The sequence below is a fragment of the Sphingobium sp. TB-6 genome (assembly GCF_012927365.1).
Lineage (GTDB): Bacteria > Pseudomonadota > Alphaproteobacteria > Sphingomonadales > Sphingomonadaceae > Sphingobium.
On the sequence record NZ_JABBGL010000008.1, the window covers coordinates 25879 to 45901 of the forward strand.

18 protein-coding genes are annotated in these 20023 nt (G+C 63.1%); 3 read left to right on the forward strand and 15 right to left on the reverse strand.

The window, feature by feature from the left end; translation table 11 throughout:
• Nucleotides 1-36 precede the first annotated feature (36 nt).
• Nucleotides 37-1545, forward strand: coding sequence for a sensor histidine kinase (locus HHL26_RS12610; RefSeq protein ID WP_066561513.1), 1509 nt, complete (start codon nt 37-39; stop codon nt 1543-1545).
• Between the two features lie 52 nt (nt 1546-1597).
• Here the strand turns inward: HHL26_RS12610 and tgt are convergent, their stop codons facing one another.
• Together tgt and HHL26_RS12620 are read right to left on the reverse strand one after the other, a co-directional pair.
• A complete protein-coding gene (gene tgt / locus HHL26_RS12615; RefSeq protein WP_087574089.1) occupies nt 1598-2743 on the reverse strand; it encodes a tRNA guanosine(34) transglycosylase Tgt in 1146 nt (381 codons plus the stop codon).
• Between the two features lie 53 nt (nt 2744-2796).
• The gene (locus tag HHL26_RS12620; protein ID WP_066555771.1) at nt 2797-2976 is read right to left on the reverse strand and encodes a hypothetical protein; all 180 of its coding nucleotides are present in this window, start codon (nt 2974-2976) and stop codon (nt 2797-2799) included.
• Between the two features lie 277 nt (nt 2977-3253).
• Between HHL26_RS12620 and HHL26_RS12625 the strand changes: the two genes are divergently transcribed.
• Nucleotides 3254-4174 carry a crotonase/enoyl-CoA hydratase family protein gene (locus HHL26_RS12625; RefSeq protein ID WP_237229982.1) on the forward strand — a complete coding sequence of 307 codons (921 nt, stop codon included), beginning with the start codon at nt 3254-3256 and terminating at the stop codon, nt 4172-4174.
• Between the two features lie 2 nt (nt 4175-4176).
• On the opposite strand, the gene HHL26_RS12630 is transcribed toward HHL26_RS12625, so the two are convergent.
• Nucleotides 4177-6090, reverse strand: a complete 1914-nt coding sequence (locus HHL26_RS12630; protein ID WP_346765579.1) for an EAL domain-containing protein — start codon at nt 6088-6090, stop codon at nt 4177-4179.
• 242 nt (nt 6091-6332) lie between these two features.
• Between HHL26_RS12630 and HHL26_RS12635 the strand changes: the two genes are divergently transcribed.
• The gene (locus tag HHL26_RS12635) at nt 6333-7019 is read left to right on the forward strand and encodes a GNAT family N-acetyltransferase (protein ID WP_066555767.1); all 687 of its coding nucleotides are present in this window, start codon (nt 6333-6335) and stop codon (nt 7017-7019) included.
• A 39-nt stretch (nt 7020-7058) separates the two neighbouring features.
• Here HHL26_RS12635 and HHL26_RS12640 read toward each other — a convergent pair whose 3' ends face one another.
• Genes HHL26_RS12640 through nuoG form a run of 12 tightly spaced genes read right to left on the reverse strand, consistent with a single transcriptional unit; the run spans nt 7059 to nt 20021 of the window.
• On the reverse strand, nt 7059-7319 hold the full coding sequence (locus HHL26_RS12640) for a DUF1467 family protein (RefSeq protein WP_066555765.1): 261 nt from the start codon (nt 7317-7319) through the stop codon (nt 7059-7061).
• Nucleotides 7320-7331: 12 nt separating this feature from the next.
• Nucleotides 7332-8969, reverse strand: coding sequence for a ribonuclease J (locus tag HHL26_RS12645; protein WP_066555763.1), 1638 nt, complete (start codon nt 8967-8969; stop codon nt 7332-7334).
• Entirely contained in the window at nt 8969-9748 is a 780-nt protein-coding gene (locus HHL26_RS12650) for a type III pantothenate kinase (protein WP_066555761.1), read from the reverse strand. The genes HHL26_RS12645 and HHL26_RS12650 overlap by 1 nt, the downstream gene beginning before the upstream one ends.
• A gap of 16 nt (nt 9749-9764) precedes the next feature.
• On the reverse strand, nt 9765-10472 hold the full coding sequence (locus HHL26_RS12655) for a biotin--[acetyl-CoA-carboxylase] ligase (protein WP_082748473.1): 708 nt from the start codon (nt 10470-10472) through the stop codon (nt 9765-9767).
• The gene (gene nuoN, locus HHL26_RS12660) at nt 10469-11905 is read right to left on the reverse strand and encodes an NADH-quinone oxidoreductase subunit NuoN (RefSeq protein ID WP_066555758.1); all 1437 of its coding nucleotides are present in this window, start codon (nt 11903-11905) and stop codon (nt 10469-10471) included. The genes HHL26_RS12655 and nuoN overlap by 4 nt, the downstream gene beginning before the upstream one ends.
• Nucleotides 11905-13476 (reverse strand): NADH-quinone oxidoreductase subunit M, encoded by a 1572-nt coding sequence (locus HHL26_RS12665; protein WP_066555756.1) that lies wholly within the window; start codon nt 13474-13476, stop codon nt 11905-11907. Before HHL26_RS12665 ends, nuoN begins: the two co-directional genes overlap by 1 nt.
• Nucleotides 13476-15521, reverse strand: a complete 2046-nt coding sequence (gene nuoL / locus HHL26_RS12670; protein ID WP_066555754.1) for an NADH-quinone oxidoreductase subunit L — start codon at nt 15519-15521, stop codon at nt 13476-13478. The genes HHL26_RS12665 and nuoL overlap by 1 nt, the downstream gene beginning before the upstream one ends.
• A gap of 6 nt (nt 15522-15527) precedes the next feature.
• Nucleotides 15528-15833 (reverse strand): NADH-quinone oxidoreductase subunit NuoK, encoded by a 306-nt coding sequence (gene nuoK, locus HHL26_RS12675; RefSeq protein ID WP_066555752.1) that lies wholly within the window; start codon nt 15831-15833, stop codon nt 15528-15530.
• Entirely contained in the window at nt 15830-16441 is a 612-nt protein-coding gene (locus HHL26_RS12680; protein ID WP_066555751.1) for an NADH-quinone oxidoreductase subunit J, read from the reverse strand. Before HHL26_RS12680 ends, nuoK begins: the two co-directional genes overlap by 4 nt.
• A 30-nt stretch (nt 16442-16471) precedes the next feature.
• The gene (gene nuoI, locus HHL26_RS12685; RefSeq protein WP_004211738.1) at nt 16472-16957 is read right to left on the reverse strand and encodes an NADH-quinone oxidoreductase subunit NuoI; all 486 of its coding nucleotides are present in this window, start codon (nt 16955-16957) and stop codon (nt 16472-16474) included.
• Nucleotides 16954-18003, reverse strand: coding sequence for an NADH-quinone oxidoreductase subunit NuoH (gene nuoH / locus HHL26_RS12690; RefSeq protein ID WP_066555750.1), 1050 nt, complete (start codon nt 18001-18003; stop codon nt 16954-16956). The genes nuoI and nuoH overlap by 4 nt, the downstream gene beginning before the upstream one ends.
• On the reverse strand, nt 18000-20021 hold the full coding sequence (nuoG, locus tag HHL26_RS12695) for an NADH-quinone oxidoreductase subunit NuoG (protein WP_066555749.1): 2022 nt from the start codon (nt 20019-20021) through the stop codon (nt 18000-18002). The genes nuoH and nuoG overlap by 4 nt, the downstream gene beginning before the upstream one ends.
• Nucleotides 20022-20023 lie beyond the last annotated feature (2 nt).

The following is a 20023-nucleotide window of genomic DNA, read 5'->3' on the forward strand; positions in this document are numbered from 1 at the left end:
AGATTGAACAACATTTCCCATTCGACCGGCGTCAAGATGTTCCTCATCCTGACGCTGGCGCTGCTGCCGCTTGGGCTCATCGCGCTGGTGGCGTCGCTCCAGGCGATCCGCACGACCGATCTGGAAAAGGAAGCCCTGCTGCGCGTCGCCGTCACCCAGAGCGCGCGTAAATTATCGGCGGATCTGGCCTCGGATCGTACGGCGCTGATGCTGACGGCCAACAGTTTCGCCACGTCCGGGCCGGATCGGGGCATGTGTGCGCGCCTTTCGGTGTTCCTGAACTCCCACGATCGCGGCGGGGGGCGCTATTATATTTACGACCGCGCAGGCCGGCGGCTATGCGGCTCCTCCTTGCCGGAGCCCACCGGCCTGCCGCCCTCGCTGCGCTTCAGCAGCGCCCCCGCCCAGTTGCTTCCCAATGCGCCCTATCTCGTCAGCCGCGCACAAAGCAGCAACGGCGCGGTCGTGGCGATCGCATATTATTCGCGCGCCTATCTGGAGGCGATGACCAACCCGGCAGGCACGTTGCAGAACCGGCAGATCACCCTGCACGATAGCCGCCACAGCCTGCTCATCACGCGCCCCGCCAGCTTGCCGAGCGGCCATAGCACGACGCTTTCGGCCCGGCTCGATTCGCCGGGCATCATCCTCACCATGACGCTGCGCGATCCCCCGGTCACGGTTGCGCGCATGCTCTCGCTGTTCCTGCCGCTGGTCATGTGGTTCGCGGCGGCGGCGATAGGCTGGTTCGTGGTCAACCGCCTGCTGATCCGGCCGCTGGTGCTGCTGCGCCGATCGGTGGCGGCCTATCAGCCCGGCGAGGTGCTGGAACCGATGCGCCGCATCCGCACCCCCGCGCAGGAGATCGTGGCGCTGGGCGACACCTTCCGCGAAATCAGCGAGGATGTCGCGACCCATGAGGCGGAAATGGCGGAGGGTCTGGAAACCCAGCGCAAGTTGACCCGCGAGGTCCATCACCGGGTCAAGAACAACCTTCAGATCATCGCCAGCCTGATCAATCTCCACGCGCGATCTGCCCATGATACGGAAGCGATCGAGGCCTATGCGACGATCCAGCGCCGGGTCGATGCGCTGTCCGTCGTCCACCGCAACCATTATGCGGAGCTGGAGGAGCATCGCGGCGTCGGCGTGCGCTCGCTCATCAGCGAATTGTCGGCCAGTCTGCGCAGCACCGCCCCCGCCGAAGCGCGCCGCTTCGGCATTCAGATCGACAGCGACAATCTGCATATCAGCCAGGACGTCGCCGTGCCGATCGCCTTCCTGCTGACCGAACTGGTCGAACTCGCCATGCTGTCCAACCCGCGCACCGCGATGCGGATATCGGTGCAACTGGAACCGGGCAGCACCGGCCGGGCGGTGCTCCACATTCTCTCGCCCGCCCTGCGCGGATCGCCGGACATGACCGCCCGGCTGGAGGAACGCTATGGACGGGTTCTCACCGGCCTGTCCCGCCAGTTGCGCGCGCCGCTGGAGCATGATCCGGAAACGGGGGATTATGCGATAGCGATTACGGTGCTGGATTAGGCCTGGAGCGAGGGACGATCCGCACGCCCCGCCCCAACGCCGTCTTCGCCCCTCAAGCCCGCCGATAATCCCGCCGGAAATCCGCCGCGAAACCCGCAAACCGCCCCTCGGCTATGCTTTGCCTGATCCCCTGCATCAGCGCCTGGTAGAAATGGATGTTGTGCTGCGTCATCAGCATCGCGCCCAGCATCTCGCCCGCCTTCACCAGATGATGCAGATAGGCGCGGCTCCAGGTCGCGCAGACCGGGCAGTCGCAGCGTGGATCAAGCGGACCCATATCCTCGGCAAAGCGCGCATTGCGGATGTTGAGCGGCCCGGCCCAGGTAAAGGCCTGCCCGTTGCGCCCGCTGCGCGTCGGCAGCACGCAATCGAACATGTCGATGCCGCGCTCCACCGCGCCGACGATGTCGTCGGGCTTGCCCACGCCCATCAGATAGCGCGGCTTGTCCACCGGCAGCATGTCCGGCGCGAAATCAAGCGTGGCGAACATCGCCTCCTGCCCCTCGCCCACGGCCAGCCCGCCAACGGCATAGCCGTCGAAGCCGATCTCGATCAGCTTTTCCGCCGAAATCCGCCGCAACCCTTCGTCAAGCGATCCCTGCTGGATGCCGAACAAAGCCGCTCGTTCGGGGTGGTCTTTGGCGGCATGCTCCCCGCCCGCATCGAAGCCGTCGCGCGAACGCTTCGCCCAGCGCATGGAGCGCTCCATGGACTTGGCTGCCTCGTCATGGGTGCAGCCGTTTTTCGTGCACTCGTCGAACGCCATGACGATGTCGCTGTCCAGCAGCCGCTGGATTTCCATCGACCGTTCCGGGGTCAGCATATGCTTCGACCCGTCGATATGGCTTGAAAAGGCGACGCCCTCCTCGCTCATCTTGGTCAGCGCGCTGAGGCTCATTACCTGATAGCCGCCGCTGTCGGTCAGGATCGGCCGGTCCCAGCCCATGAAGCCGTGCAGCCCGCCCAGCCGCGCCATGCGTTCCGCGCCGGGACGCAGCATCAGATGATAGGTGTTGCCCAGGATGATGTCGGCGCCTGTCGCGCGCACTTCGGCAGGGCGCATCGCCTTGACCGTGGCAGCCGTGCCCACCGGCATAAAGGCAGGCGTGCGGATGTCGCCGCGCCGCATCTTTATGGTGCCGGTGCGGGCCTTGCCGTCGGTCGCGGCGATCGAAAAGGAGAAACGGGGATTGGTCACGCTGCGCGCTGTAAGGTTGAAAGACGCGCCATACAAGGTCGCAAAGGCGCGGTTCAGCCCTTCTTGCGCAACCCGTCCAATGCCACGATCGCGTCGACGTTGAAGCCCTCCACCCGGCGATAATTGCCGATGAAGCAAAGGCAATCCGCAGACAGGCTGAGCCGCCATGACTCACCTTGCAGATCGTGCAGCAGCAGGGTCACAAGCTGCGTATCGGTTCGGGGCGTATTCATGCCGCCCGTCCTAATTAATAAAGGTTAACAAAGGCCTGCGCCGAATTTGCGACCGGCAGTCAAAACAGCGATTTGTTGCATTAGTGCAACATTTACCCTTCGATAACCCTCTTTTGGGCGACATGTACGCAACAGTAGCTAATAAAAATGGTTAATTCCGGAGCGACCTCGACCGCGGCGGTTGCATAAGTGCCGCAACACTGTTCTGCTCATTATCTGTCGCAGTTTGGGGGCTCAGATGGTTGATTCCGGGCGATTTAATTCCGCGCGTGAACATATGGACGAGCTGACTCCCGCCCATCTCCCGGCGGAGGAGGACGCTGCCCTCATTGCCGTTACGGAAAGCGTGACTTCCGCGCCGGACATCGGCACGTCGACGATGTTCGACCTGGGCCAGATCGACGTGAGCTGGGACGCGGCGGCGGCCACTTTGTGGGCATTCATGACACCCGCGAATCGGCCCAACTTCAGTCCGGCGATGCTGCGCGACGTCCGTTACTGGTATGTGGAGACGAAGCGGCTGTTCGACGCCGGCAAGCTGCCGGTCAAATATATGGTGGCGGGATCGCGCTTTCCCGGCGTCTTCAACCTGGGAGGCGATCTGGAACTGTTCGCCGGCTGCATCGAGCGGGGCGACCTGCCGGGACTGGTCGATTATGGCCACGCCTGCATCGACGTGGTGCACCGCACCTGGCGCAATGGCGACCTGCCGGTGATCTCGATCGCGCTGGCGCAGGGCGATGCGCTGGGCGGCGGGTTCGAAGCCTTGCTCTGCTTCGACGTGGTGATCGCTGAACGCAGCGCCCGTTTCGGCCTGCCCGAAATGCTCTTCGGTCTGTTCCCCGGCATGGGTGCCTATTCCATCCTGGCGCGCAAGCTGGGCCGGCTGATGGCCGAGCGGATGATCCTGTCCGGGAAGGTCTATAGCGCGCAGGAAATGTACGACATGGGCGTCGTCCATACGCTGGTGGAGGATGGCGAAGGCGAACAGGCGGTGCGCGACTATATAGCGGGCAGCCTGTCCCGTCATGCGGGCCATGTCGGCGTTTTCCAGGCGGGCCGACGTGTCGATCCGCTGGAATATGAGGAACTCAAGGACATCGTCGAAAATTGGGCGGCCACCGCGCTCAAGCTCGATCCGAAGAGCGTGCGGATGATGCGCCGCCTGGCTTCGGCCCAAACCCGCCTGCAGAAATAGGATCAGGCGCGCCGCCGGTCCTGCAACATCGCCACGGTGCCGCTGTCGTCGTTCATGCGCCGCATCATCTCCAACACCTGGGCCGCAGGCACCGGCCGGCTCAGCACGAAGCCCTGGACATTGGTGAAGCCCATCTCATGGGCGCACCGCAGTTGATCCTCCGTCTCTATGCCTTCGGCCACCGTCTCCACGTCCAGCGCATGGGCCAGATAAGCGACCGACTGGGCGATCGCCCGGTGGCGTGAATTGCCATCCACCCCGCGCATGAAGCTCTGGTCGACCTTGATCGTGTCGAAGGCATAGTCGCGCAGATAGCCGAGCGAGGAATAGCCCGTGCCGAAATCGTCCAGCGCCAGCCGCAGGCCGATGCGCCGCAGGTCGGACAGGATCAGGTTGGTCCGCCCGCTATCCTCCAGGAAGATCGATTCCGTCACCTCCAGCTCCAGCCGGCGCGCCTTCAGCCCCGACTGCATCAACGCCGATATCACCGCGCGAGGCAGACCGTCGCTCTTGATCAGTACGGGCGAGATATTGACGGCGACGCGGACATTCTCATCCCATTCCATCGCATCCTCGCAGGCCCGCTCCAGCGCCCAGGCGGTGATCGGCTCGATCATCGAACTGCTTTCCGCGATCGGGATGAACTCCGCCGGAGAAATGCGGCCAAGCGTCGGATGATCCCAGCGCATCAGCGCTTCGCAGATCGCGATCTTCCCCGTCTCCGTATCGAAGATCGGTTGATAGTGCAGCATCAGCTCATCATTGGCCATGGCGCTGCGCAGGCCCATTTCCAGCTCGTAGGTGCGGTTCTGCCGCTCCTTCATCGACCAGGTGAACTGCGCATGGCGGTTCCGCCCGGCATGTTTCGCCTGATAGAGCGCCATATCCGCATGCTGGAGCAGTTCCTCGCTGTCCTGCCCATCCTCCGGCGCGACGGCGATGCCCATGGAGGCGGTCACGCCCAGACGATAGCCGCCGACATCGAAGTCATGCGCGAATTCCGCCATCACATCGGCGGCGATATGCTCCGCCGCACGCCGGTCGGCGCCCGGACAGATCAGGACGAACTCGTCCCCGCCGAAGCGCGCGACATGGCCCCGGCCGTCCAGCGCATGGGAAAGCCTTTCAGCGACCCCGCACAATAGCTGGTCGCCAATCATATGCCCCAGGGAATCGTTGATTTCCTTGAACCGGTCCAGATCCATCCAGAACACGGCCATCGGATCCTGATCGGATCGTCGCCCGTCGAACAGTTCGCGCAGCCGCATCTGCATCGCCATGCGGTTTTCGACGCCGGTCAGGCTGTCGAACCGGGCCAGACGCTCGAACTTGGTGGCGAGCTGGGACTTTTCATATTTGCCCTGCAACGCCTCCAGAACGATGCGGTGCGTCGTCTTGGTGATGTCCGCCATGGCGAAGATCATCAGGAAGCAGAGGATGCCGAGCACCGTATAGCCCAGCCCACCCGAAAGGATGAGGCCCAGCGAAGTCGGTAGCAGCGAGAGGCAGGTCTGGCCGACCGCGACCTGGATGCGCCCCGCATTGCGGCCGGAAATGCCACCTGAATAGGACGCCACCAGACAGACGGCCAGGACGTGCAGCTTCGCGTCGTTGGACAATAGCAGTGTCGCGAACGACAAAATTCCCAGCAGCGCCGCATAGCACCAGGCGCCCAGCTCATAAGCCAGCCCCCAGATCGGCTGGGTCACGCCATGCTGATGGGCAAGCTGCCGCTGAAAATAGACGGCGGAGATCGATCGGCTGAGCCCTACCAAACAGATCAATCCGCAAATGACGGTAATGGCGGTAATCTGCGCATGCCACGCGACCACCAGACTCAGCGCCCCGCCCGCCACCGCGCCGATCATCAGCGATGCCGGGGAAGCATAGAGGGATTTGACGAGATTCGCCTGCACTTCAGCGCTTTGCTGAGTGTCCGGGGCAAGGCGCCCGCGCAAGGTTGCGATCAAGTTTCGTTCATGGCGTGGCACGTCATCGCCACCTTTGCCGAAACATGATTTCCATTTGGTAAATCACGCCCCGCAAAGACGCCCGAAACAAGCGGATTGTTACGGAATCGACAGTTTCCACGGCCCGCCGCCGGATGGAGACGGGAAGGGCTTGCCATCCCTGCTCTTAACCGGAAAATAGGACCGTCATGACAGATCATCCTCTGCATCGCCCCGTCTGGAACGCCCTCAACAGCGGCTGGATGCCGCTGGCCCAAGGCGATGCGCATGCATTGCGGATCGATCCGCGCTACGGCCCCTTCGCCGCCGCCGCGGATGATGGGCCGACGGCGCAGGCCGCACTGGCGGCGCTGGTGCCGAAGGATGGCGAGGCATGGATCGTCGAACCGGAAGCCCCGACGCCACCACCCGGCGCCCGCCTGGTGCGGGAAGCGATGCTGGCGCAGATGGTGGCGGAAGAAATCCTTGGCGATCCCGTCCCCTTCGACCCCGTCATCTTGACCGAAGAGGATGCGGCGGAGATGCGCGCCCTGGCTCTGATGACGAAGCCGGGACCGTTCCTGCCCCTCACCCACCGGCTCGGCCGGTTCATCGGCATCAAGGAGCAGGGTAAGCTGATCGCCATGGCGGGCGAGCGGATGCGCATGCCCGGCTTTGCCGAAGTCAGCGGGGTTTGCACCCATCCCGACCATCGCGGACAGGGCCATGCGAAAAGGCTGATGCAGATCGTCGCCAGAGCCATGCTGGAACGGGGAGAAACGCCCTTCCTCCATGCTTATGCCGCGCATGAGGCAACGGTCGCGCTCTACGAGACGCTCGGCTTTCGGGTGCGGGCGCGGATGCACATGATGGTGATCGCCGCTGACGCGCGATAAATCGGTGAAATCGCCTCCGCGCGCCGCTCCACCAGACGCTCAGCCGATATGCGTCCACCGCTCCAGCGTGATCCAGCCTTCGACATAATTGGCATAATAGAGGCCAAACAAGGCCGCCGACAGGATGGTCGCCCGGATGGCGACCCGGCCCGGCCGGAAATTGCCGGGCGCGCTGTCCGCCTGCCCCTTCAGCAACACCTCGCCCGTTTCGTCAGGCGTACGAATGCCGAAGGGAAGCACGATGAATGCGCTGATCACCCAGAACAGCACATAAATGGCAAAAATCGCATACCAGTTCATGGAGGTCAGGCTTTAGGCGCGAATGAGCAGCACGTCTACCACGGGCTTCTTGCCTGTCCAGCGCGTCGCCGTGCGCCGCACCGCCAGTCGCACCCGCTCACGCAGCGCTTCCTCTTCCTGCGATCCCTTGGCCACGACGGCGGCAGCTTCCTCGGCGGCTTCCTGCAGAAAGGCCGTCTTGTCTTCCTCGACCGGCACGCCCTGGGTCCGCAAGGCAGGAGTGCCGATCACCCGCCCCTTGCCGTCGAGCGCCACCGCCACGCTGATCTGCCCATGCAGCGCGACCTTCCGCCGCTCATTCATCGTCGAGCCATCTGCCGGCAGAATGACATCGCCGTCCAGCACCAGCCGCCCAGTGGCTTCCTGGCCGATAATCTCCGGCCCGTTCGGTGCCAGCCGCAGCATATCGCCGTTGGACTGCACCACGGCGGAAGGCACCCCGCTCGCCAGCCCCAGCCGCGCCTGCTCGGCCATATGCCGCCGCTCGCCATGCACCGGCAGCAGGATCTGCGGCCGCACCCAGCGATACATGGCCTCCAGTTCAGGCCGCCCCGGATGGCCCGACACATGGACCTCCGCCTGACGATCCGTCACCATCAGCACGCCCTTGGTCGCCAGCGCATTCTGGATGCGCCCGATGGCGATCTCATTGCCCGGAATCTGCTTGGAGGAGAAGACGACCAAATCGCCTTCGTCCAGCTTGATCGGATGGCTGTCAAAGGCGATGCGGGACAATGCCGCGCGCGCCTCCCCCTGCCCGCCGGTGGCGATGATCATCACCTCATTATGGGGCAGCGCCATCACATCGTCCCAATCGACGGTGGGCGGAAAATCCTTGAGATAACCCGCAGTGCGTGCCGTCGAGATGATCCGGTCGAGCGACCGCCCCGCCACGCAGAGCTTGCGCCCCACGGCATTGGCGACCTCGCCCAAGGTCTGCAGACGCGCGGCGTTGGAGGCGAAGGTAGTGACCAGCACCCGGCCCTTCGCGCCCTTGATCGTCTCCATCAGCCCTATGCGCACATCGCCTTCGGAGCCGCTCGCCTCTGCATTGAAGACATTGGTGCTGTCGCACACCAGCGCCAATATGCCCTCATCCCCGATCGCGGTCAGTTCCTCGGGCGTTGAGGGCTGGCCCAACTGCGGCGCCTCATCCAGCTTCCAGTCGCCGGTATGGAATATCTTGCCATAAGGCGTGTCGATCAGCACCGCATTGCCTTCGGGGATCGAGTGAGCCAGCGGCACATAGCGGAAACCGAACGGCCCCAGCGCGAAGCTGCCCTCATTGTCGATGACGTTGAGCTCGACCTCTCGACTGAGTCCCTCTTCCTCCAGCTTCAGCCGGATCAGCCCAGCGGTAAAGGGCGTCGCATAGAGCGGCACGCCCAGATCGGCGGCGAGATAGGGAATCGCGCCGATATGATCCTCATGCCCATGCGTCAGCACGATGCCGAGCAGGTCGTCCTTGCGTTCCTCGATAAAGGCGAGGTCGGGCAACACCAGCTCGACGCCCGGATAGGCCGGATCGGCAAAGGTGAGGCCCAGATCGACCATTACCCATTTGCCCTGGCAACCGTAGAGATTCACATTCATGCCGATCTCCCCCGACCCGCCAAGGGCCAGGAAGATCAGCTCATTTCCAGGTGTCATTATGTTTTCAAACTCCGTTCATACAGCAATGCGAGGCCCTGGATCGTGAGATCGGGCGCGATCGCATCGAAAATATCGCTATTGTCATCAAAGAGGACCGCTAAGCCCCCCGTCGCAATCACCTTGGCCGGCCGGCCGATCTCCGCACGGATGCGGGCGACCAACCCCTCCATCATCGCAACATAGCCCCAGAAGACGCCGATATGCATCTGCGCTTCGGTGGTCCGACCGATAACCGACCGGTTCTCCGGCGGCGCGATCGCGATCTTGGGCAACTTGGCGGCGGCCGCCACCAGCGCATCCAGCGACAGGTTGATGCCCGGCGCGATGATGCCGCCCTTATAAGCGCCATGATAGTCGATTACGTCGAAGGTCGTCGCCGTGCCGAAATCGATGACGATAAGATCGGCCGCGTAGAGATGGTGGGCGGCGATGGCATTTACAACCCGGTCCGCGCCGACCGAGGCCGGTTCGGCCACGTCCAGTTCAATCTCCCACTCCACCGGCGCCTGCCCGGCGATGAGCGCGGTCGTCTTGAAATATTTCTCGGCCAGCACCTGAAGATTATGCAGCGCCCGCGGCACGACGGTCGCGATGATCACCGCATCGACGTCTCCGATGGCAAAGCCCTCCAGCATCAGAAGCTGGTTCAGCCATACCGCATATTCGTCGGCCGTGCGGCGGGGATCGGTCGCGATCCGCCACCGCGCGCGGATGTCCCGCCCGTCGAGCAGCGCAAAAACCACATTGGTGTTACCCGCGTCGATCGCGAGAAGCATAGCCCGTCCCCGGATATCAGATGAGAAGGATGTCGCCGGCATGAATGGCACGGCTCTGCCCATTCGCCAAGCGCAGGATCAGCATGCCCTGCCGGTCGAGCGTATCAAAGGCTCCCTCGATCGTCTCGCCATCGGGTTGCACCACCCGCATCGGCGTACCGGTGGGATGAGCGTTGAGCAGCCAATGCGTCCGCACCGGATCCAGCCCCTGCACCCGCCAGATCGCCAGCCAGTGCGCGAACAGTTCCGCCAGCCGCGCCTGCAAGGCGGCTGCGTCAACGTCCGACGCGCCCTGCGCGAAGAGGCTCGTCACCGGACGATCCAGCCCGACCGGATGCCCCGTCACATTGATGCCGATCCCCGCGACGATGGCATCGCCAGCCCGCTCCAGCAGGATGCCGGCGATCTTCGCGCCATCGACCAGCACATCATTGGGCCATTTGATCCGCGCCTGACCCGCGCAAAGCGGCGCCACCAGCGCATGAACGGCATTGGCCGCCACCAGCGCCAGCGTATGCGGCAGCGGATCGCCCGCCCGCAGGCGGATCACCGTCGAACAATAGAGATTGCCGTCGGGGCTTTCCCAATTGCGCCCCATGCGCCCCCGCCCGCCGGTCTGGCGTCCTGCGCGCAGCCAGCAGCCCTCTGAAACGCCTTGCTCCACCAACGCCAGCATGTCGGCATTGGTGGAGCCAGTCTCCTCAACGAAGCGAAGATCGGTCAGAACAACGCCGCCGCTGCCGCAGCGCTCGCCTTGTCGAGCATCGGGTTGAGCAGATAGCCGAAGACGATCACCACGGCGCAGGCCGTCAGGATGACATTTTCGACCGCCCCGCCGCGCGCTTCATAGGCGTCAGCGGGTTCGTCGAAATACATCGTCTTGATGACCTTCAGATAATAGAAGGCGCCGATCACGGAGGCCGCGATACCGAAGGCGGCCAGCGCCGTCAGCCCTGCCGCCACCGCCGCATCGAACACCAGGAACTTCGCCCAGAAGCCGAAGAGCGGCGGGATACCGGCCATGGAGAACATGAAGATCGCCAGCGCCGCCGCCAGACCCTTGCGCGAACGCGACAGACCGGCAAGGCTCGCAATCGTCTCGACCGGACGGCCATCCGCATCGCGCATTTGCAGGATGCAGGCGAAAGCGCCGATGGTCATCACGACATAGATCGCCATGTAGCTCATCGTCCCGGCCACGCCAGCGGGGGTGCCCGCCGCCAGGCCGATCAGCGCGAAGCCGACATTGTTGATCGACGAATAGGCCATCAGGCGCTTGATGTTGGTCTGGCCGATGGCCGCGACCGCGCCGAAGAGAATCGAGGCCAGCGCCACGAAGATCACGATCTGCTGCCAGTCCAGCCCCGCCGGACCCAGCGCCTCGATCGCCACGCGGACGGTCAGGCCCATGGCCGCGACCTTGGGCGCGCTGGCGAAGAAGGTCGTGACCGGCGTGGGCGCGCCTTCATAGACGTCGGGCGTCCACATATGGAACGGTACGGCGCTGATCTTGAACGCCAAACCCGCCAGCACGAACACCAGGCCGAACAGCTCGCCCTTCGACACGCCGTCGCCCAGCGCGACCGCGATGCCGTCAAAGCCGGTGCCGCCGGTGAAGCCGTAAAGCAGCGAAATGCCGTAAAGCAGGATGCCGCTCGCCAGCGACCCCAGCACGAAATATTTGAGGCCCGCTTCGGACGAACGCTCGTCCTGCCGCATGAAGCTCGCCAGCACATAGGAGGCAAGGCTGTTCATTTCGAGGCCAACATAAAGCGTCAGCATGTCGCCCGCCGACACCATCATCCCCATGCCGATGGCGGCGAAGAGGATCAGGATCGGATATTCGGGACGCAGGGCGCCGCCAGTGATGAAGTAGCGAGGCGCCAGCAGGATCGCCGCCGCCGCCGCGCCGTAGATCAGCGCCTTGGCAAAGACCGAGAAGGCGTCAGCCCGGACCAGCCCGTCAAAGGCCACCGGCCCATGGGCCAGCGAGGTCGAGAGCGTCAGCCCGGCAATCGCCAGCGTGGCGACCGACAGCCAATTGATCAGCCGGGTCGTGCCATCGCCGCCATAGGCCGCGATCAGCAGCAGGATCAGGCCACCGGCCGTCAGCACCAGCTCCGGCAGGACCGCCAGAAGGGAAGCGGAATCAATCATCAGTGCGCCTCCCCCGACGCTTTTTCATGGGATATTGCAGCGGCAGGTTCATGATGAGCCTCAGCACCCGGAAGCACCGGACCCATCTTGATCCTGGAATCACCCGCCGGAGCGGCGGAGGCGATGCGCGCTTCGAGCGCGCGGATGTCGGAACGCATGGGGCTGAGGAAGCTTTCCGGATAGATGCCCATCCACAGCACCGCCGCAGCGATCGGCGCCAGCAGCCAGACTTCCCGCATCGACAGGTCGGGCATGGCCGCCGCGTCGGCATTCTTCTGGTCGCCATAGCAGATGCGGCGATAGAGATAGAGCATATAGGCCGCGCCCAGGATGATGCCCGTGGTGCAGACCAGCGCCACCCAGCTCGACGCCTGGTAAATGCCCATCAGCGACAGGAATTCCCCGACGAAGTTGCTGGTGCCGGGCAGACCGACCGACGCCATGGTGAACAGCATGAACAGCACCGCATATTTCGGCATGTTGATGCTGAGGCCGCCATAACGGGCGATCTCACGGGTGTGCAGGCGGTCATAGATGACACCGACGCACAGGAAGAGCGCGCCCGACACCAGACCATGGCCCAGCATCACCATCATCGCGCCTTCGATGCCCGCCTGGTTGAAGGCGAACAGACCGACGGTGACGATCGCCATATGCGCGACCGACGAGTAGGCGATCAGCTTCTTCATGTCCGACTGAACGAGGGCGACGAGGCTGGTATAGACCACCGCGACCATCGACAGACCCCAGACCAGCGGCGCCAACTGCGCCGAGGCTTCCGGGAACATCGGCAGCGAGAAGCGGATGAAGCCATAGCCGCCCATTTTCAGCAGCACGCCCGCCAGAATGACCGAACCGGCGGTCGGCGCCTGAACGTGCGCGTCGGGCAGCCAGGTATGGACCGGCCACATCGGCATCTTCACCGCGAAGCTGGCGAAGAAGGCCAGCCACAGCCAGATCTGGATTTTCGGGTCGAAATTATAGGCCATCAGCGTCGGGATGTCGGTCGTGCCCGCGTCATGCACCATCCACATCATCGCGATCAGCATCAGCACCGAGCCGAGCAGCGTGTAGAGGAAGAATTTGTATGAAGCGTAGATACGATCCGCGCCACCCCAGATGCCGATGATCAGATACATCGGGATCAGGCCGGCTTCGAACATGATGTAGAAGAGGTAGAGATCCTGCGCCGTGAAGACGCCGATCATCAGCACCTCCATGAACAGGAACGCCGCCATATATTCGCCGACGCGCTTTTCGATCGCGTGCCAGCTCGCCCCGATGCAGATCGGCATCAGGAAGACGGTCAGCATGATCAGCACCAGCGCGATGCCGTCAATGCCCAGCGCCCAGGCGAAGCGCCCGAAGATCGGCGCATATTCCTGGAACTGCCACTGCGCGGCGGTGCCCGACTGGTCGAAATGCGCCCAAAGCACGACGCCCAGCACCAGATCGACCAGTGTCGCCACCAGCGCGATCAGGCGCGCCTGACTGGCGCCCGAGTAGAGACAGGCGATGGCCCCCGCCATCGGCACTGCCATCATCAGGGAAAGGATGGGGAAGCCGTCCATTATCGTGTCATCGCCCAGGTTGCGGCTGCGGCGAGGCCAATCAGCATCACCAGCGCGTAAGTGTAGAGGTAGCCGGACTGAAGCCGACGGGTGACTTTATTGCCCTGCACGACCAGCGCAGCCAGACCATTAGGCCCGAAGCGGTCGATGAAGCCCACGTCACCGAACTTCCAGAAGAAGCGGCCGATGGCGAAGGCAGTCTTGACGAACAGGAAGTGGTACAGCTCGTCGAAATACCATTTGTTGAGCAGGAACTGGTAGAGAGCGCCGAAGGTCGCGACGAAGCGACGCGGCCAGTCGGTGAACTTGAGATAGGCCAGCAGGGCGATCACGAGACCGGTCAGCATCACCGTGAACGGACCGAACTTGACCCAGGTCGGCACTTCATGGCTCGCGTGCATCAGGTGGCTGTCGAACGCGATCGCGCCCTTCCAGAACTCGATGCCGCCTTCCGGCCCTATGAACTGGTCATGGAACAGGAAGCCCGCGAACACCGCGCCAAGGCTCAGCACCACCAGCGGCACCAGCATGACCCAGGGACTTTCATGCGGATGATAGCCCGCCGTGCCCGTCAGCTCATGCCCATGCTCGTCATGATGGCCATGGCCGTCATGCTCGGTTTCTTCTTCCGGCGTCTCATGATGGCCGTGGACCGCATGCTGGATATGCTCCGAAGCGGCCCAGCGGGGCTTGCCGAAGAAGGTCAGGAACACCAGACGCCAACTGTAGAAGCTGGTGAGCAGCGCCGCGAAGACGCCGACCAGATAGGCGCCCACACCCGCACCGCCCGAAGCATAGGCCGCTTCGAGAATGCCGTCCTTCGAATAGAAGCCCGCAAAGCCGACGCCAACGAGCGGCAGGCCTACGCCGGTAATGGCCAGCGTGCCCAACGTCATCGTCCAGAAGGTGATCGGAATCTCCTTCCTGAGCGCGCCATAGTAACGCATGTCCTGCTCATGGTGCATCGCGTGGATGACCGAACCGGCGCCAAGGAACAACAGCGCCTTGAAGAAGGCGTGGGTGAAGAGGTGGAACATCGCCGCGCCATAGGCGCCGACGCCCGCCGCGAAGAACATATAGCCGAGCTGCGAACAGGTGGAATAGGCGATGACGCGCTTGATGTCGTTCTGCACGGTGCCCACGGTCGCCGCGAACAGACAGGTGGCCGCGCCGATGATGGTGACGAAATGCAATGCCGTCGGCGAAGTTTCGAACATCGGCGACAGGCGGCACACCATGAACACGCCCGCGGTCACCATGGTCGCCGCGTGGATCAGCGCCGACACCGGGGTCGGGCCTTCCATCGCGTCCGGCAGCCAGGTGTGGAGGCCCAGCTGCGCCGACTTACCCATCGCGCCGATGAACAGCAGCAGGCAGAGCACGGTCATGGTGTCGAAACGATGACCGAGGAAGCCGATGGTCGAACCGGCCATGGACGGCGCGGCGGCCAGGATTTCCGGGATCGAGATGGTGTTGAACACCAGATAGGTACCGAAAATGCCCATCATGAAGCCAAGGTCACCAACGCGGTTGACGACGAACGCCTTGATCGCGGCGGCATTGGCCGAGGGCTTACGGAACCAGAAGCCGATCAGCAGATAGGATGCCAAACCGACGCCTTCCCAGCCGAAGAACATCTGCAACAGATTGTTCGCCGTCACGAGCATCAGCATCGCGAAGGTGAAAAGCGACAGATAGGCGAAGAAGCGCGGCTGATCCGGCTCCTCCTCCATATAGCCCCAGCTATAGAGGTGGACGAGGCTCGACACGCTGGTGATGACCACCAGCATGACCGCGGTCATGGTGTCGACGCGCAGCGCCCACTGAGCATCGAAGCTGCCCGACTGAATCCAGGTGAAGGCGGGCGCGACATAGGGCTCAGCATGGCCAGTCACGAAGCTCAGGAAAATCGGCCAGCTCATTGCGCAGGAGGCAAAAAGCGCGCCGGTGGTGACGATCTTCGCGGGCAGCTTGCCAAGGGCCTTGTTGCCAAGACCGGCGATGGCAGCAGCCAGCAACGGGAGAAGGACGATAAGCTGGATCATCGAGCTTTAGCCCTTCATCCGGTTGACATCGTCGACGGCGATGGTGCCGCGACCACGGAAGTAAATAACGAGGATGGCAAGGCCAATGGCTGCCTCACCCGCCGCGACGGTCAGCACGAACATCGAGAAGACCTGACCCACCAGATCGCCAAGGAAAGCGCTAAAGGCGACAAGGTTGATGTTCACGCTGAGGAGGATCAGCTCGATCGCCATCATGATGATGATGACATTCTTACGATTGATGAAGATGCCCAGCACGCCCATCACGAAGAGGATCGCGCTGACCACCATATAATGCTGAAGGCCGATCACAGCTCCACCCCCTGCCCGACGGGCTGATTGACGTTCCGCACGGCATCCTGCGGACGGCGGCGGTTCTGTTTCGCGACATTCTGGCCACGCACGCCGCCACGGGCACGATGGGTCAGCACGATGGCGCCGATCATCGCGACCAGCAGGACGATGCCCGCCGCTTCGAACAGGAAGATGTAACGGGTGTAGAGCAGCCCGCCGATCGCCTGAATGTTACTAAGTTCCGGGTTCACCGGCGCGGCGCGCTGCGCCAGCTCGATGGGACCGGCGCTCCACAGGCCGATACCCAGCACGATCTCGGCCAGCAGCACCAGCGCGATCAGCAGCCCGAAGGGCAGATAATCGACGAAACCGGCGCGCAGCTCGGCGAAATCGATATCAAGCATCATGACGACGAACAGGAACAGCACGGCGACCGCGCCGACATAAACGATGACCAGAAGCATCGCGATGAATTCGGCGCCCAGCAGGACCATCAGGCCCGCCGCGTTGAAGAAGGCGAGGATCAGCCACAGCACCGAATGAACCGGATTGCGCGACAGGATCGTCAGCGCGCCGCTGCACACCACCAGCGTGGCGAACAGATAAAAGGCAAGCACGTGAATCACAGGACCATGTTCCCCTTGGGCGGCTGCGGCTTAACGGTAGGGTGCATCGGCGGCAAGGTTCGCGGCAATCGCCCGCTCCCACTTGTCCCCATTTTCAAGGAGCTTGGCCTTGTCGTAGATCAGCTCCTCGCGCGTTTCGGTGGCGAATTCGAAGTTCGGACCCTCGACAATCGCATCCACCGGGCAGGCTTCCTGACAGAAGCCGCAATAGATGCACTTGGTCATGTCGATGTCGTAGCGCGTCGTCCGGCGGCTGCCGTCGTCGCGCGGCTGCGCTTCGATGGTGATCGCCTGCGCCGGGCAGATCGCCTCGCACAGCTTGCACGCGATGCAGCGCTCTTCCCCATTGGGATAGCGGCGCAGCGCATGCTCTCCCCGGAACCGCGGCGAGATCGGGTTCTTCTCATAAGGGTAGTTGATGGTCGCCTTGGGCTTGAAAAAATATTTCAAGGTCAGCCAATGCGCCTTCACAAACTCCCAGAGGGTGAAGGATTTTACGTAGTATCCGAGGCTCATTGAGCGCCTCCGTAACGCGTGAACATGAGGAAGCCCGAAACCAGGAAGACGAACAGCAGCGAGGTCGGCAGGAAGATCTTCCAGCCCAGCCGCATCAGCTGATCATAACGGTAGCGGGGCACCGTCGCCTTCACCCAGGAGAAGACGAAGAAGAAGAACAGAATCTTGGCCAACAGCCAAAGGATGCCCGGCACATAATAAAGCGGCGCCCAGTCGAATGGCGGCAGATAGCCACCCCAGAACAGGATCGCGTTGAGCGCGCACATCAGGATCACGTTCGCATATTCGCCCAGCCAGAACAGCGCGAAGGCCATGGACGAATATTCAGTCTGGTAACCCGCGACGAGTTCGGATTCCGCTTCGGTGAGGTCGAAGGGCGCGCGCGCCGTTTCCGCCATGGCCGAAATCAGGAACATGATCGCCATCGGGAAGAGCAGCGGGTTGAAGCCGTTACCGTTCAGGAAGCCATAATAGCCCTTCTGGCTCTCGACGATCTGGGTCAGGTTGAAGCTGCCGGCCCAGAGGACGACGCAGATCAGGATGAAGCCGATCGAGACTTCATAGCTGATCATCTGCGCGCTGGCGCGGATCGCCGAATAGAAGGGATATTTGGAGTTGGAGGCCCAGCCCGACAGCACCACGCCGTACACGCCGAGCGAGCTGATCGCGAGAATGTAGAGCAGCCCCACATTGATGTTCGCCAGCACCACGCCCACCTGGAACGGGATCACCGCCCAGGCCATCAGCGCGACCGTGAAGGTGATGATCGGCGCGATCAGGAACAGTGCGCGGTTGGACGCCGACGGGATGATGGTTTCCTGGAGGAAAACCTTGGCGCCGTCCGCGAAGGACTGGAGCAGGCCGAAGGGACCCACGACGTTCGGGCCGCGGCGCAGCGCCATGGCCGCCCAGATCTTGCGGTCGGCATAGATGATCATCGCGACCGCCAACATCAGCGGCAGTGCGATCAGCAAAATGCCGATGATCGTCGAAAGCAGCCACGCCCCTTCATAGGGCAGGCCCAGATTATTGAAGAAAGCGGTCACTCTGCGGCCTCCGCGAAGGTCACACCATGGATCAGCTCGGCCGAGCATTGCTGCATCGTCGGGCTGGCGCGGCAGATGGCGTTGGTCAGGTAGAAATCCTTGATCGGCGAACCGAACTCGCCGGTGGCGCCAGTCGGCAGCGACGGCAAGTCTTTGAGGTCTTTTGGCCAGCCATAGTCAGCCAGACCCTCAACGCCGAGCGCCGGAACCGCCTTGGCCATTTCGGCGCGCAGCGCTTCGAAGCTGTCGAACGGCAGGGTCGCGCCCAGCACTTCCGACAGGGCACGCAGGATCGACCAGTCCTCGCGGGCATCGCCCGGCGCGAACACGGCCTTTTCGCCACGCTGCACCCGGCCCTCCAGATTGACATAGGTGCCAGCCTTTTCGGCATAGCTCGCGCCCGGCAGGATCACGTCCGCCGCATGGGCACCCTTGTCGCCATGGTGGCCGACATAGACTTTGAAGCTATCCTCGAACGCCGAATAATCGACCTCGTCCGCGCCGAGCGAGAAAAGCAGCTTCGGCTTGGCCGCCGCCACCGCCTTGATGCCGCCCTGCGTCGCATAGCCGAGCATCAGCCCGCCCATGCGCGCCGCCGCGAAGTGCAGGACATTATAGCCGTTCCAGCCGTCCTTGATCAGACCCAGCGTCTCGACCAGCGCCAGCGTATCGCCATGCGCGCCGTCCTTGGCCAGCACGCCGCCACCGACGATCATCGCCGGACGGGCCGACTTACCGAACGCTTCGACCACCGCTTGCGGCAGCTTGGCGAGCAGCGACGCGTCGTTACCCAGCCATTCGACCTTATAGGTGAGGTCAACCTGCGGGCCGAGGGCGAAGACCTTCGCGCCCTTCTTGATCGCCTTGCGGATGCGGGTGTTCACCAGCGGCGCTTCCCAGCGCAGATTGGTGCCAACCAGCAGGATCACGTCAGCGGTCTCCAGACCGGCCAGCGTCGTGTTGAAGTTCACCGCCGACAGGCTCGACACATCATAGGCAAGGCCGGTTTGACGACCTTCGAGCAGGTTACCGCCCAGCTTCTCGACCAGCGCCTTACCCGCGAACATCGTCTCGCAGTCGAGCAGATCACCGGCCAGAGCCGCGACCGAACCGCCATGTTTGACGGTGGCAATCGCCACGAAAGCCTCGTTCCAGGTCGCCGGAACCAGCTTGCCGTCCTTGCGGATAAAGGGCTTGTCGAGACGCTTGCGAACCAGACCGTCGACATTGTGCCGGGTCTTGTCGCTCGCCCATTCCTCGTTCACGTCGTCATTGATACGCGGCACGGCACGCAGCACCTGACGGCCACGGCTGTCGAGGCGGATGTTGGTGCCGACCGCGTCCATCACGTCGATCGCATGGGTCTTCTTCAGCTCCCACGGACGCGCTTCGAACGCATAGGGCTTGGACGTCAGCGCGCCCACCGGGCAGAGATCGACCACATTGCCCGACAGCTCGCTTTTCGCGGCATGTTCGAGATAGGTGGTGATCTGCATATTCTCGCCGCGATAGATGGCGCCGATTTCCGGCACGCCCGCGACTTCCTCGGCAAAGCGCACGCAACGGGTGCACTGGATGCAACGGGTCATGACCGTCTTGACGATCGGACCCATATATTTCTCGGTGACGGCGCGCTTATTCTCGTCGAAGCGGCTCGTGCCCTTGCCGTAAGCAACCGACTGGTCCTGAAGGTCGCATTCGCCGCCCTGATCGCAGATCGGGCAGTCGAGCGGGTGGTTGATGAGCAGGAACTCCATCACCCCTTCGCGCGCCTTCTTGACCATCTCGGTCTGCGTGAAGATTTCCTGATTTTCGGCGGCGGGCAATGCGCAAGACGCCTGCGGCTTGGGCGGTCCAGGCTTCACTTCGACCAGACACATGCGGCAATTGCCCGCGATGCTCAGCCGCTCATGATAGCAGAAACGGGGTATTTCCTTCCCCGCCAGCTCGCAGGCCTGGAGGACAGTGGCGCCCGCCGGAACTTCGAGTTCTACGCCGTCTACTTTGACCTTCGGCATGG

Excerpts from the sequence above, each read along its gene's own strand:
- HHL26_RS12610 (WP_066561513.1), top strand. The coding sequence starts at position 37 with ATGTTCCTCATCCTGACGCTGGCGCTGCTGCCGCTTGGGCTCATCGCG.
- HHL26_RS12620 (WP_066555771.1), bottom strand. The coding sequence starts at position 2,976 with ATGAATACGCCCCGAACCGATACGCAGCTTGTGACCCTGCTGCTGCAC.
- HHL26_RS12625 (WP_237229982.1), top strand. The coding sequence starts at position 3,254 with ATGGACGAGCTGACTCCCGCCCATCTCCCGGCGGAGGAGGACGCTGCC.
- HHL26_RS12635 (WP_066555767.1), top strand. The coding sequence starts at position 6,333 with ATGACAGATCATCCTCTGCATCGCCCCGTCTGGAACGCCCTCAACAGC.
- HHL26_RS12640 (WP_066555765.1), bottom strand. The coding sequence starts at position 7,319 with ATGAACTGGTATGCGATTTTTGCCATTTATGTGCTGTTCTGGGTGATC.
- HHL26_RS12645 (WP_066555763.1), bottom strand. The coding sequence starts at position 8,969 with ATGACACCTGGAAATGAGCTGATCTTCCTGGCCCTTGGCGGGTCGGGG.
- HHL26_RS12650 (WP_066555761.1), bottom strand. The coding sequence starts at position 9,748 with ATGCTTCTCGCGATCGACGCGGGTAACACCAATGTGGTTTTTGCGCTG.
- nuoN (WP_066555758.1), bottom strand. The coding sequence starts at position 11,905 with ATGATTGATTCCGCTTCCCTTCTGGCGGTCCTGCCGGAGCTGGTGCTG.
- HHL26_RS12665 (WP_066555756.1), bottom strand. The coding sequence starts at position 13,476 with ATGGACGGCTTCCCCATCCTTTCCCTGATGATGGCAGTGCCGATGGCG.
- nuoL (WP_066555754.1), bottom strand. The coding sequence starts at position 15,521 with ATGATCCAGCTTATCGTCCTTCTCCCGTTGCTGGCTGCTGCCATCGCC.
- nuoI (WP_004211738.1), bottom strand. The coding sequence starts at position 16,957 with ATGAGCCTCGGATACTACGTAAAATCCTTCACCCTCTGGGAGTTTGTG.
- nuoG (WP_066555749.1), bottom strand. The coding sequence starts at position 20,021 with ATGCCGAAGGTCAAAGTAGACGGCGTAGAACTCGAAGTTCCGGCGGGC.